The organism is Wenyingzhuangia sp. IMCC45533 (genome assembly GCF_054111225.1).
Window position 1 is genome coordinate 314,991 of record NZ_CM134197.1, and the last position, 12,964, is coordinate 327,954.

A 12,964-nucleotide genomic window follows, 5' to 3' on the forward strand; every position below is an offset into this window, starting at 1 on the left:
CAACACAATGAACTGGATTATATTTTTTTTAATTATACAGGTATTACATTTTGCTGGTACTTGGAAACTTTACCAAAAAGCTGGTAAAAAAGCATGGCAGGCAGCTGTTCCTGTATACAATGCTATCGTTTTAATGGATATCATTAAACGTCCAAAATGGTGGGTCATTGTATTATTCATCCCAGTGATTAATTTATTATTATTTCCAGTTATATGGGTAGAGATTGCTCGTAGTTTCAGAAAGTTTGAACCCAAAGATACTTGGTTGGCGATTCTTACTTTTGGGTTTTATAATTTTTACCTGAACTATGTTGTAATCGACGAGTTAAGATATAATGAAAACAGAAGTATAAAACCGCCAAACAAAACAGGAGAATGGGTTAGTTCTATTGTTTTTGCTATTGCTGCAGCTACTTTTGTACATACCTATATCATGCAACCCTTTACCATTCCCACCTCTTCTTTAGAAAAATCTTTATTGATTGGTGATTATTTGTTTGTAAGTAAGTTTCATTACGGTGCAAAAACACCTATTAGTCCTATAGCTTTGCCTATGGTTCACGATTCTATACCAGGTACAGGAATCAGATCTTACGTAAAAGGTGTAGAATTACCATACTTTAGACTACCAGGTCTACAAAAAATAAAAAGGAACGAAATAGTTGTATTCAACTGGCCATCGGATTCATTAGCTCTTATGTGGGGTGATAATTCGGGAAAATTCACTTACAAGCCAATCGATAAAAAAACGAACTACGTAAAGCGTTGCGTTGGAATTGCTGGTGATACTTTGGAGATTAGAAACGGTTATGTATACATCAACGGTAAAAAAACAGTTTTACCAGATAGAGCTAAAACCCAGTTTCATTACTTAGTAGAGACTAAAAAACCTTTTACTCCTGATGAAATTGTACACGGTTACGGGGTGAATCCTGACGAGGCATCTTACAGAGGAGATAACAACGGTGCATACAACTATGTCATCAATTTAGACAAAGAACATGCGTTATTGATGCAAAAGGATTCAAAAGTAATCTCTATTAAAAGAAACATCGATGCCAAAGGTAATTATGAACCTGAGATTTTTCCTCACGACCCACAATATGCTTGGAGCCAGGATAATTTTGGACCCATCTACATCCCCAAAAAAGGTGATGTTTTAGAACTGAACAAAAAATCTTTACCATTCTACAAGAGAATTATTTCTGAATACGAAAACAATGCTTTTGAAATTAAAGACAATGGTGATATTTATATTAACGAAGAAAAAACTAACAAATACACTGTTAAGCAGGACTATTTCTGGATGATGGGAGATAACAGACAAAGGTCTTTGGATGCTCGTTACTGGGGATACACTCCTTTTGATCATGTGGTAGGGAAACCTGTATTTATTTGGATGAGTTTGGATCAAAATGAAAAAGCCATCAACAAAAAAATAAGATGGGAAAGATTGTTTACTACTGTGCATGGAAGTGGCAAACCCAAATCTTATTTTGTTTACTTCTTAGTAATCCTTGGTTTGTACTACTTAGGTAAAGAAGTTATCAAACGTAGAAAAAAATAAAATATGTCTAAAAACATATTAGTGCAGCCTGCATATTTTGCTACCATAGCACAATATGCAGCTATACTAAAAGCGGAGGCCATACACTTTGAGCTGTGCGATCATTTTTTAAAACAAACCTATAGAACACGTTGTTATATATACGCTGCCAATGGTAAACTTTTGCTAAACGTACCTGTAAATAAAACCAAAGGTAAAAAAACCTTGACCCCACAAATCGCACTAAATTATACGGAAGATTGGCAAACACTGCACTTTAAATCTTTGCAATCAGCCTATCAAAATTCACCTTTTTTTGAGTTCTATCAAGACGATTTACGTAAAATATTTGATACTCAGTATCAATATTTAGGAGAACTACACAACGCTTGTCATCATTTTGTAATGGAAGCTTTACAAGAAAATGTTCAAACAAATTATACACAAGAATACTTATTTGAAACCACTAGTTTTTCTGATTTTAGAGATTTGATCAATTCCAAAAAACAAACGCAAGCCAATTTTCCAAAGTACACGCAAATGTTTGATGATAAACACGGGTTTATAGCCAACCTAAGTATTTTAGATTTGATTTTTATGGAAGGACCTGCAAGCTCTATGTATTTGAATAAAGTTGAATTCAATTTGTAATGCTTCGATTTTTTATTCACTACGGACTTCATTTGGTATTTCCCGCCCTTATCGCTTACTTTTACAATAAACAATTGTGGAAGAAAAATTGGTTGATATTGCTCAGTACGATGTTAATCGATATAGATCACTTGTTTGCAAACCCTGTTTATGATCCTAACCGTTGTAGTATCAATTTTCATTATCTACACAGTTTTCCGTTAGCATATATCTATTTTGTTCTTTTAGCTATGAAAAAAACAAGATTATGGGCTACTGGATTAATTTTTCATTTAATTACGGACTATATTGATTGTTTTTTGAAATAGTTTGCGTATTTTAGACGACAAATGTTAAGTAAAAACTAAAAAAGTAAATGGAAGTATTAATAAATTTTATTAAAAACATTCACCCTCTTTCGAACGAAACTTTCCAAAAACTACTAAGCATTTCCGAAATTGTATCTTACAGATCCGGAGATCATCTGTGTAAAATAGGAGAAGTAAACGATAAAGTATTTTTTATCTTGAAAGGTGTTACTAGGACTTACATGAAGGAATCCCCCAATTCGTTAGAAATCAATAAGTCAATTGCATGCAGCGGTAGCTTAGCTACTTCTTTAAAATCCTCTATAAACAACGAACCTGCCAAAATTGCTTGTCAAGCTTTAACGGATAGTGTAATTGTCTGTACCAAACAGGAGGAATTGTCTAACTTAAGAGAAGAAAGTGTAGAGTTTAGTCAATTTATGTTTAAAGCTTTAGAAATTGAGTATACTAAATTAGAAGAATCTTTGATAGACTTGTTGTCTAAAGATGCTACACAAAGGTATTTGATACTAAGACAAAAAATAAAAGACATAGACCAGCTAATTCCGCAATATCATATTGCATCCCACCTGGGGATTACTCCTATTCAGTTGAGTAGAATCAGAAAAAAATTATTGAAGCAATAAAAAATTCCCTTTATTTAAATATAAAGGGATTTTTTATGAGTTTTTAGTTTTCCTGTTCAGTATAATCGATCAAACGAATACCGTTAGTTTCTATAGCCACTATCTTGTTTCTGTATAAACCTCCAATGGCATTTTTAAAAGCTTTTTTACTCATTCCCAACTCAAATTTTATAGTATCTGGTTCGGATTTGTCTGTTAAAGGTAAAAAACCATTATGAGCTTTTAAAGCTGATAAAATTTGTACTTGAAATTTTGTGATGCTATTTCTAAAACCAATAGGCTGTAAAGAAATGTCTAGTTTTCCATCTTCTCGTACTTTTTTTACAAAAGCCTTTAAACGCTGTCCTTCTTCTAATCTTTGATATACTTCGTTTTTATACATTAAGCCTTCACAAACTTCGTCTACCAAAACAGTAATCCCCATTTTTGTAAAACTCCCCACAACAACATCTACCTGCTGTCCTACTTCAAAATCTTCCATATTTTATTTTTTAAACGATTCAAAATAAGTTTTCAAAACATCATCGTTTATTTCACTAGGAGTGAAAACCTCTAATATTTTTGGTTGCTGACTATCGTTGTAAAACGTAATCAACTCTTTTTCTAAATCATCTTTGTTAGATACCCCACAATAGTTAAAACCATACATAGCACCTAAATGCTTTGCTGTTAAATGGTGAGGAGTTTCAAAAAATGACAAAGCATTTGTTTTTTTAGGACCTGGTAAAATTTTAAAAATACCTCCTCCATTATTATTCACAATTATAATTCTAAAATTGTTGGGTATATAATGATTCCACAAAGCATTACTATCGTATAAAAAACTAATATCTCCTGTAACAAGAGTTACTTGTTTTTCTGATTTTATTGCACAACCCATAGCTGTAGAAGTACTACCATCGATACCACTTGTACCCCTATTACAGTAAACATGTATGGAGTCATCTATGTCAAATAATTGAGCATACCTAATAGTTGCACTGTTACTCAACTGCAAAATTGAATTTTTGGGTAATGATTTATTGATAACATCAAATACTTTAAAGTCTGAATACTCCACATTCTCAGAAAACACACGATGCAATTGTTTTGCTTTTTTCTTAATTTCCAATGCTTTAGCTTGATAATTACTTACTGTTTTTTGAGTTAACCAAAAAAACTGACTAAAAAACAATTGAGGGCTAATTTTAAAGTGTTTTGTCAAACAAAAAAACGTATCATATCCAAAAGACTGATGCGCTGTCCAATGTCTTTTGGGTTGATAGGTTCTAAAAAACTGCTTAATTCTCTTAGACACAACCAACCCTCCTATTGTTAACAATATATCAGGCTGAAACCACTTTTTATCCTCTTCTGTTAGGTTTTCTAAAAACTGATCGATACTATTAATAGTGCGCTCGTTGTTAAGGTTAGATGTGGTCTCTGTTAAAACTACCACTGAGGGGTCTTTCATCAAATGATCTATTTGTACTTTGATCAAATCACATGGATAATTAACTCCAATTAAAACAACTTTTTTGGTGGCTTTGTTCCATTGAGTAGCATATGCTTCCAGCTCATCCGTAGCAAATGGTTTTTCTAAAAATGATTGAGTTTCCATCAGCATATGTGCTTCAGGACAAATTTCTTTCGGATACGTTATTATCTCATCAACCAAATTGTAGAGCGGTTCGTCAAAAGGGGCGTTAATATGCACAGGACCTCTTTGTTCATTGGCTATTTTGATGGCTTGATAAACTAAAGTTTTATTAAACGCTTTATCCAGTTCGGTTTTAATAGAAGTTAAATTGGCTTCGTATAAAATATGATTTTTCAAAACTCCTTCTTGTCTTATCGTCTGTCCATCTCCTATATCTATTAAATGCTCAGGCCTATCTGCGGAAATTACAATTAAAGGAATGTTTGCATAAAAAGCTTCTGCTACTGCAGGATAATAATTAAGTAATGCAGACCCAGAGGTACAAACTAAGGCACTTGGTTTTCGGGTTTGTTGGGCCATTCCCAAAGCCACAAAAGCTGCACAACGCTCATCTACAACACTTAACGTATTGATATTAGGAAACTGATTAAAACCAATAGTTAAAGGAGCGTTTCGTGAACCTGGAGATATGACAACATCATTAATATGATTAGCGATACAGGATGCTATTACAATTTGTGCCAATTCATTTTCAGGATACTTCATTTAATTCTCTACTCATTAATAAGACTGTAAAATTACAAATAAAAAGGTAGTATCTTTACCTTACTTTGTTTCTTTTTGGTATGGATGAACTTATAGACATTGTGGATATTCAGGGCTGTGTAACGGGCAATACTTGTTTAAAAAGCTTTGCACATAAAAAAGGTATTTTACATGCTAGCGTCCACGTTTGGATATATGATAAAGAAGGACAAATATTGGTACAGAAAAGAAGCCCAAACAAAGAAATTTATCCCAACTTGTGGGATGTTTCCGTAGCAGGTCATATCGCTACCAAAGAACAACCTTGGTTAGCTGCCCTTAGAGAAACCAAAGAAGAGATTGGTTTAAACCTAACTAAAGAACAGCTAGAGTACTGTGGAATATGGACAGAGAAACATTTGCACAGTAACGGTTTGATAGATCACGAGGTTCACCACATATATTTAACTGAGTTGTCTACTCCGCTAGATAAATTATCTATGCAAAAAGAAGAGGTAGCCGACTTAAAACTAATATCTCTAACAGAGTTAAAGCAACAATATATTCATAGTAACGTATTTGTTCCTCGTGATGAGGCATATTACAAACACATTTTTCAATTACTATCAGAAGCATAACACATGAAAAATAGCATTGCAGAAAGAATTACAGACTTTATTAAAAACTATCCCCCTTTTGACAATTTACCCTATCAAGAATTGTATCAATTAGCTGTAGAAATAAATGTGCTTTATTTAGACAAGGATGAAACTTTGTATACGCAGGGAAAACCTCACAACGATCATTTTTATGTAGTAAACCAAGGGGCGATAAGAATTTATAGGCAAGACGGAGATAAAATATCTGACGTTGAAATGTGTGATGAAGGTGATGTTCTGGGCTTGAGACCTTTAATTGTTAATGAAAATTACACATTAAATGCCAAAGCTTATGAGGAGTCTATTGTTTACGCAATTCCTATTAATATTTTTAATGAGAAATTTGAAAATAATGCTGAAATAAACAAATATTTAATCACTCGTTTTGCTAGTAACTCTGCTACAAGATTTTCTCAAGAAGAGAACGAACGTATTTTTGCAGATTACAAACGTACACGTCAAACAGATTATTTTAGCTCTAAAATTATCAACTTAATGACTTCTGCTGTGAGTTGTAATCACAAGCATACCGTAAGAGAAACTGCTTTAATTATGAGCGAAAATAAAATTAGCTCTATTTTTATCTCAAAAAAAAGCAAGCCTGTAGGAATTGTAACCAATAAGGTATTGTTACACAACATTGCTACCGGTAAATTCTCTATTGATGAAAACATTAAAGAAATTATGAACGCTCCCGTAGTGACTGCTTCTCCAGAAATTTCTATCGCCGAGGCACAAATCATAATGCTTAAAAACAAGGTAGAAAACGTTTGTGTTACCAAAGATGGTACAAGAGACACTAAAATTATAGGAATGCTAACTCAGCAAGATATAGTTGCCTCACTAAGTAACAACCCTGCTGTATTAATGAAACAAATTAACAGAGCTAGAACAATTTCTAGACTGAGAGATTTAAGACAGCAACTAAATGATTTGTTAAAGAGATATATCGACCAAAAAATATCCTTTACACATACTTTAACTGTTGTAGCCGAACTTAACGAGTCCATCAATCAAAAAGCAGTAGAGTTATCTGTTAAGGAATTGGACAAAAACCTTCCGTGTAATTTTGCTTTTTTTGCCTTGGGTAGTCAAGCTAGAAAAGAACAATTGGTCCCCACAGATCAAGACAATGGAATTATTTTTGACGACGTAAGTGATGATGAATTAGGCAGCACAAGACAGTTTTTTATGGATCTTGCTGCAGTGATTACTAAAAACTTACATTCTATTGGATATGAATACTGTCCTGCCGAAATGATGGCTAGTAATCCAGAATGGTGTTTAAGTAAAACTGAGTGGGAAAATAAATTTAAAGATTGGATTTACAATCCCACAGATAAAAACATCCTGTTATCTTCTATCTTTTTTGATTTTAACTTTGTCTACGGAAATAAAAAATTAGTAAACGATATGTCTGATGTTGTGTACGAACACACCAAAAACAATAGCAGATTTTTTATGTTTTTAGCCCAAGATGCTTTAAAAAGTCCTAGTCCTATTGGTTTTTTTAGACAATTTTTGGTGGATCAAGATGGAGCACATAAAGACCAATTCAACATCAAACAGCGCGCAATTATGCCTTTAATTGATGCTGCTAGAATTTTAACACTACAACACAATTTACACGGTATTAATAATACGGCAGACAGATATTATAAGCTCAGAGAGTTGGAACCTCAAAATGCTGAAGTCTATGAGGCTTGTGCTTATGCATTTAAAGCTTTACTAAAGTTTAGAACTAAAAACGGGCTGTCTAATTTAGGAGAAGATGATGGTAAATTTATCAATCTAGACAACCTGTCCAAGTCTGATAAAGTAAAATTAAGAAGGTGTTTTAAACCTATTAAAAGTATTCAGGAAGTGATTACAGTTCGTTTTCAAGCCAACCTTTAATTAAGCAATATGATAAAACCCCTAAAAAAGCTTTTTAAACATTATTTTGGTAAGAGAAAGCTTCCAAAGTATTGGAAAAATTACACGGAAACGTTAAAACACATCGGCTCCAAATCTATCTCAGATTCCAAATTTGTAGTATTCGACTGCGAAACCTCTGGACTCAACCCAAAGTCAGATCGTATTTTATCCATGGGAGCTATTACCATACATGGTAATATGATACAAGTAAAAAATACTTTTGAAAGATACTTGCATCAAGATATTTTTAAAAGAGAAAGTGTAGCCATTCACGGTTTGCTTAAAAACGGTAATTATAACAAAACCGAAGAGCCAGAAGCTATTAAAGATTTTTTGAAATACATAGAAGGAGCTATTTTGGTTGGTCATCATATTAATTTTGATGTTAACTGTGTGAATTATGCACTTCAAAGGATGGGGCTGCCCAAACTTAAAAACAAAACATTAGACACTGCTGTGCTTTTTAAAAAAACAAAGCATCAAGTATATTCTCACATAAATAAAAAGGTATTTACTTTAGATGAAGTTTGTGACGAACTTAAAGTCACAAAAAAGGATAGACACACGGCTTATGGAGATGCCTATATTACAGCCATTGTGTTTTTTAGAATACTTGCCAAACTGAATCGGAATAACGATTTAACTCTGAAAGATTTATTTTACATTCCTAAAATGATTTACTAGACTGCCTTATTTTTAATGATTTAAAATGCAGGAATTTGAATTACGTAGTATTTTTTTAACAAAAACACACAGTTGTTAAATTTTTATATTCTACGTCAATTAAAGCAATGTTGACCAATAGATTACTCACAATTACGGAACAAAACATTTATCTTTGCCATCATTAAAAATAAAGGTTCTAAGCAATGCCCAAAAAAGACAAGCAAAAAAAAACACCCATCAAACATTCTGAATTTGTACTGATTGGTGGTGGAATTATGAGTGCCACTTTGGCTATATTACTTTATGAAAAGTTTCCTGGTAAGAAAATTACCATTATTGAGAAACTACCCAAAGTAGCCGAAGAAAGTTCTGAGGCATGGAATAATGCGGGTACTGGGCATGCAGGAAATTGCGAGCTTAATTATACTCCTGACAAAGGTGGTAAAATAGATCCTGCAAAAGCTTTAAAGACCGCTGAACAATTTTACGAAACTCTTGAGTTTTGGAAGGAATGTGCCAACAAAGGTTATATTCACAATATCGATAAATGTTTATCTCCTGTTCCACATATAAGTTTTGTTGAAGGAAAAAAAGATGTTGAATTCTTAGAAAAAAGATGGAATGTTTTAAAAGAAACAGCCTACTTTAAAGATATGTTGTTCTCTAAAGACATAGAGAAAATAGCTGAGTGGATTCCGTTGATGATGGAAGGTAGAGAGAAAAACTCAAAAATTGCAGCGACCTATTTTAAAGATGGTTACGATGTGAATTTTGGAGAGGTTGCAGAACAAATTTTTAGATTTCTAGAAAGACAACCGAACGTTCAGTTATTTAAGCACAGTAACGTTTACGATGTACAGAAAACCGATAATAAAAGATGGTTACTTTCCGTTAAAGGGCAAAATGTTGGTAAGCATTGGAAAATTGTAAGCAACTACTTATTTGTGGGTGCTGGTGGTGGTGCGCTAAAATTATTAGAAAAATCTGGTATTAAGGAAGCTAGAGGTTATGGTGGTTTTCCTATCAGTGGACTATGGCTGCGTTGTACAAATCCTGAGGTGATTGAAAAGCATGCTGCTAAAGTGTATGGTAAAGCTAAAAAAGGAGCTCCACCAATGTCTGTTCCTCATATGGACACTAGAGTTATCAATGGTAGAAAAGAACTCTTATTTGGTCCCTATGCTGGTTTTACTACCAAATTTTTAAAACATGGTTCTTATTTTGATTTGCCTAAATCTGTTGAGTTTGATAATATCATGAGTTTGCTAGGTGCTGGTTATAATAATTTGCCGTTGGTAGGATACTTAGTAAAACAAGTAAGTCTGAAATTTGAAGACAGAATGGAAATGTTAAGAGAATTTTACCCAGATGCCAAAGATAATGACTGGAAAGTTGTGGTTGCAGGACAGCGTGTACAAATTATTAAAAAAGATAAAAAGGGTAAGGGTAAACTAGAATTTGGAACAGAAGTAATTATCTCTAAAGATAAAACCATTGCAGGATTATTAGGAGCATCTCCAGGTGCATCTACTTCGTACTCTGTGATGAAATCTGTAGTAAAAGAATGTTTTAAATAAGCACCTCTTAGACTTATATAAAAAAAGCCTACTTGAATAATAGTGCACCGAAAAGTTAAGCTCATTTTTGAGAGCGTTTTTTTATAAAGTAAAGTATATATTGAACCTTAACAAGAATACGTAAGATTGGATTTTGAAAGCGAATACACTACTATAGTTTGAACAAAGAGCTAGCTTTTTTTGATTAATCTCTTCATATTCTTTAGTTTGAGGTATTTGACTATAAAAGTTCACAAGATTCATTTCCAAAGATGTAAAAGCGGTATTCACTTTTATTTAAACTTAGTATCTCACAGCAGATAGAAAAAGATAATCTTTCTTCAAATCAATCCTGCATTTAATTTACCAGGAATTGATGTTCCCGAAAGAATGTAGTTGTACTTAAAACAAAAATCCTTTTGTGTTTATACATACAGGGATTTTTGTTAAAATTACACTCTATTTCATTTAACTAAAACTATGGATATCACAGCAATTTTAGACCCAATCAAAATAGGTTTTTTTCATCTATTCAGTATAAACGCTATCAAACATTTGCTGTTTTTATTTGTCGTACTGCTTGCTTCGGACTTTAAAAATTGGAAAGTTTTGTTCAGCAATATCAGTTATTTTACAATTGGGGTGTTTGTAGCTCTGCTCCTCTCCCATTATCATATTGTTCATATCAAAAGTAGCATTGTAACATTGATACTATGGCTAGGGCTAGCCACCCTTTCTGTGTTAAAAATAATAAACGTTAATAAGGGAGCTCCTACTGCTTTTTTAATTGGAATACTTGGAATGTTTCATGGTACGAAGCTTTATCATCTTTTCCACCTAACTTTTCATCAGAAACAGATATTTACCCCCTCTCTGTTTTATTCATTGGGAATAGAAATCGCAGCGATTTGCTTTGTTGTATTGGCAACTGGAATTATTTATTTGATTTCAGCGCTATCTAAAACATCCAAAAACCATACAGAAAGTATTTTAAATACACTTTGTCTCTTGATATCTATCTACTTTATCGCTAATTACTTTATATCGTAAAACCCGCGTGATTTTTTTAGAGGTACTTACAAAGTATCTTATGATTTTGAAAATTTTTACTCTCATTTAGTTACTTTTCACGCATATGTTTATTTTAATTTTCCCTTGAATTAGTTGTCAATTTTGTATCATATCGTGTTTGAAAAAAGAGGACATTAAAGATGATATATTCAACCCATTTGAAATTGATCGTATACACACTTACTTGATTGCTATTTTTCCGAGAATAAGCGATATATAATGAGTAAAATAAGCTTTGGTCTACTTTGTTTTTTTTATCGATCAGAGCAGTATCCATCATCTGTAATTCTAAGTATATATACTTAAAAATTATGAAAAGTCTATTGTGAAATATGGCTTAGAATTATTACATTTGCGTTCAATATAAATTTCTATCACACGAATTAAAAATATACACATGAAATACGACGTTATTGTTATTGGAAGTGGACCTGGAGGGTATGTAACTGCTATTAGAGCTTCGCAATTAGGTTTTAAAACTGCAGTTGTTGAAAAAGAATCTTTAGGAGGTATATGTTTAAATTGGGGATGTATTCCAACAAAAGCTTTATTAAAGAGTGCTCAGGTATACGATTACTTAAAACATGTAGACGACTACGGTTTAAAGGCTGAAGCTATTGATAAAGATTTTGAAGCAGTAATCAAACGATCTCGTGGTGTAGCTCAAGGAATGAGTAAAGGTATTGAGTTCTTAATGAAAAAGAACAAAATTGACGTGATTTTAGGAACAGGTAAAATAAAACCTGGAAAAAAAGTAGATGTTACTGATACTGACGGTAAGCTTGAAACTTATGAAGCAGAACACATTATTATTGCAACTGGTGCCCGTTCTAGAGAATTGCCTAATTTACCTCAAGACGGTAAAAAAGTAATTGGATATCGTCAAGCAATGACTTTACCTGAACAACCTAAAAAAATGATTGTTGTAGGTTCTGGAGCCATTGGAGTTGAATTTGCACATTTTTATAACTCAATGGGAACTGAAGTAACTATCGTAGAATTCCAACCTAATATTGTTCCTGTTGAAGATGAAGATGTATCTAAAGCATTTGCAAATTCTTTAAAGAAAGCAGGAATCAAAATAATGACTAACTCGGCTGTAGAATCTGTTGATACTTCTGGCGAAGGTGTTGTGGCTACTGTAAAAACAAAAAAAGGAGAAGAAAAATTAGAAGCTGATGTGCTTTTATCCGCTGTAGGAATCAAAACCAACATAGAAAACATTGGATTAGAAGATGTTGGAATTGTTGTAGACAGAGATAAAATTATAGTAAACGATTATTACCAAACTAACATCCCTGGATATTATGCTATTGGAGATGTAGTACCTGGACAAGCATTGGCCCACGTTGCTTCTGCTGAAGGAATTACTTGTGTAGAAAAAATAGCTGGTTTGCATACAGAACCTATTGATTATACCAATATTCCTGGATGTACCTATGCTTACCCAGAAATTGCCTCTGTTGGAATGACAGAAAAAGCTGCTAAAGAAGCTGGTTATGAATTAAAGGTTGGTAAGTTCCCTTTCTCTGCTTCTGGAAAAGCTTCTGCTGCTGGAACCAAAGAAGGATTTGTGAAAGTCATTTTTGATGCTAAATACGGAGAATGGTTAGGATGTCATATGATTGGTGCTGGTGTAACCGATATGATTGCTGAAGCAGTATTAGGTAGAAAATTAGAAACTACAGGGCATGAAGTATTAAAAACCGTTCACCCACACCCTACAATGTCTGAAGCGGTAATGGAAGCTGTTGCTGATGCTTATGATGAAGTAATTCACTTGTAATAAATATTCATTTA

At 33.1% G+C, this 12,964-nt stretch carries 12 protein-coding genes; 10 read left to right on the forward strand and 2 right to left on the reverse strand.

Annotated features, from left to right (window positions below):
* The first annotated feature begins 7 nt into the window (after positions 1 to 7).
* From lepB to ACXGQW_RS01410, 4 genes are read left to right on the forward strand one after another with little or no spacing between them, the layout of a single operon-like run.
* Positions 8 to 1,567, forward strand: coding sequence for a signal peptidase I (gene lepB / locus ACXGQW_RS01395; protein ID WP_457823324.1), 1,560 nt, complete (start codon positions 8 to 10; stop codon positions 1,565 to 1,567).
* 3 nt (positions 1,568 to 1,570) lie between these two features.
* Complete coding sequence (locus ACXGQW_RS01400) at positions 1,571 to 2,197, forward strand: WbqC family protein (protein WP_457823325.1); 627 nt, start codon at positions 1,571 to 1,573, stop codon at positions 2,195 to 2,197.
* The gene (locus ACXGQW_RS01405; RefSeq protein WP_457823326.1) at positions 2,197 to 2,505 is read left to right on the forward strand and encodes a DUF6122 family protein; all 309 of its coding nucleotides are present in this window, start codon (positions 2,197 to 2,199) and stop codon (positions 2,503 to 2,505) included. Before ACXGQW_RS01400 ends, ACXGQW_RS01405 begins: the two co-directional genes overlap by 1 nt.
* A 47-nt stretch (positions 2,506 to 2,552) precedes the next feature.
* Complete coding sequence (locus tag ACXGQW_RS01410) at positions 2,553 to 3,131, forward strand: Crp/Fnr family transcriptional regulator (protein WP_457823327.1); 579 nt, start codon at positions 2,553 to 2,555, stop codon at positions 3,129 to 3,131.
* 43 nt (positions 3,132 to 3,174) lie between these two features.
* Here the strand turns inward: ACXGQW_RS01410 and ACXGQW_RS01415 are convergent, their stop codons facing one another.
* Positions 3,175 to 3,612, reverse strand: coding sequence for a DNA-binding protein (locus ACXGQW_RS01415; protein ID WP_457823328.1), 438 nt, complete (start codon positions 3,610 to 3,612; stop codon positions 3,175 to 3,177).
* 3 nt (positions 3,613 to 3,615) lie between these two features.
* The gene (gene menD, locus ACXGQW_RS01420) at positions 3,616 to 5,316 is read right to left on the reverse strand and encodes a 2-succinyl-5-enolpyruvyl-6-hydroxy-3-cyclohexene-1-carboxylic-acid synthase (RefSeq protein ID WP_457823329.1); all 1,701 of its coding nucleotides are present in this window, start codon (positions 5,314 to 5,316) and stop codon (positions 3,616 to 3,618) included.
* Between the two features lie 80 nt (positions 5,317 to 5,396).
* On the opposite strand from menD, the gene ACXGQW_RS01425 reads away from it, so the two are divergent.
* From ACXGQW_RS01425 to lpdA, 6 genes are all read left to right on the forward strand, one after another.
* Entirely contained in the window at positions 5,397 to 5,933 is a 537-nt protein-coding gene (locus ACXGQW_RS01425; RefSeq protein WP_457823330.1) for an NUDIX hydrolase, read from the forward strand.
* Between the two features lie 3 nt (positions 5,934 to 5,936).
* Positions 5,937 to 7,850: a DUF294 nucleotidyltransferase-like domain-containing protein gene (locus ACXGQW_RS01430; RefSeq protein ID WP_457823331.1), complete on the forward strand. Its 1,914-nt coding sequence runs from the start codon at positions 5,937 to 5,939 to the stop codon at positions 7,848 to 7,850.
* A gap of 9 nt (positions 7,851 to 7,859) precedes the next feature.
* Positions 7,860 to 8,555, forward strand: a complete 696-nt coding sequence (locus ACXGQW_RS01435) for a 3'-5' exonuclease (RefSeq protein ID WP_457823332.1) — start codon at positions 7,860 to 7,862, stop codon at positions 8,553 to 8,555.
* 185 nt (positions 8,556 to 8,740) lie between these two features.
* The gene (mqo, locus tag ACXGQW_RS01440; RefSeq protein ID WP_457823333.1) at positions 8,741 to 10,114 is read left to right on the forward strand and encodes a malate dehydrogenase (quinone); all 1,374 of its coding nucleotides are present in this window, start codon (positions 8,741 to 8,743) and stop codon (positions 10,112 to 10,114) included.
* Between the two features lie 459 nt (positions 10,115 to 10,573).
* Positions 10,574 to 11,143 (forward strand): HupE/UreJ family protein, encoded by a 570-nt coding sequence (locus ACXGQW_RS01445; protein ID WP_457823334.1) that lies wholly within the window; start codon positions 10,574 to 10,576, stop codon positions 11,141 to 11,143.
* A gap of 418 nt (positions 11,144 to 11,561) precedes the next feature.
* A complete protein-coding gene (gene lpdA / locus ACXGQW_RS01450) occupies positions 11,562 to 12,950 on the forward strand; it encodes a dihydrolipoyl dehydrogenase (protein ID WP_457823335.1) in 1,389 nt (462 codons plus the stop codon).
* Positions 12,951 to 12,964 lie beyond the last annotated feature (14 nt).

Bases quoted from the DNA above. Each gene is read 5' to 3' on its own strand.
- ACXGQW_RS01430 (WP_457823331.1), top strand. From the start codon at position 5,937: ATGAAAAATAGCATTGCAGAAAGAATTACAGACTTTATTAAAAACTAT.
- ACXGQW_RS01410 (WP_457823327.1), top strand. From the start codon at position 2,553: ATGGAAGTATTAATAAATTTTATTAAAAACATTCACCCTCTTTCGAAC.
- ACXGQW_RS01400 (WP_457823325.1), top strand. From the start codon at position 1,571: ATGTCTAAAAACATATTAGTGCAGCCTGCATATTTTGCTACCATAGCA.
- lpdA (WP_457823335.1), top strand. From the start codon at position 11,562: ATGAAATACGACGTTATTGTTATTGGAAGTGGACCTGGAGGGTATGTA.
- ACXGQW_RS01435 (WP_457823332.1), top strand. From the start codon at position 7,860: ATGATAAAACCCCTAAAAAAGCTTTTTAAACATTATTTTGGTAAGAGA.
- ACXGQW_RS01445 (WP_457823334.1), top strand. From the start codon at position 10,574: ATGGATATCACAGCAATTTTAGACCCAATCAAAATAGGTTTTTTTCAT.
- ACXGQW_RS01415 (WP_457823328.1), bottom strand. From the start codon at position 3,612: ATGGAAGATTTTGAAGTAGGACAGCAGGTAGATGTTGTTGTGGGGAGT.
- menD (WP_457823329.1), bottom strand. From the start codon at position 5,316: ATGAAGTATCCTGAAAATGAATTGGCACAAATTGTAATAGCATCCTGT.
- ACXGQW_RS01425 (WP_457823330.1), top strand. From the start codon at position 5,397: ATGGATGAACTTATAGACATTGTGGATATTCAGGGCTGTGTAACGGGC.
- ACXGQW_RS01405 (WP_457823326.1), top strand. From the start codon at position 2,197: ATGCTTCGATTTTTTATTCACTACGGACTTCATTTGGTATTTCCCGCC.
- lepB (WP_457823324.1), top strand. From the start codon at position 8: ATGAACTGGATTATATTTTTTTTAATTATACAGGTATTACATTTTGCT.
- mqo (WP_457823333.1), top strand. From the start codon at position 8,741: ATGCCCAAAAAAGACAAGCAAAAAAAAACACCCATCAAACATTCTGAA.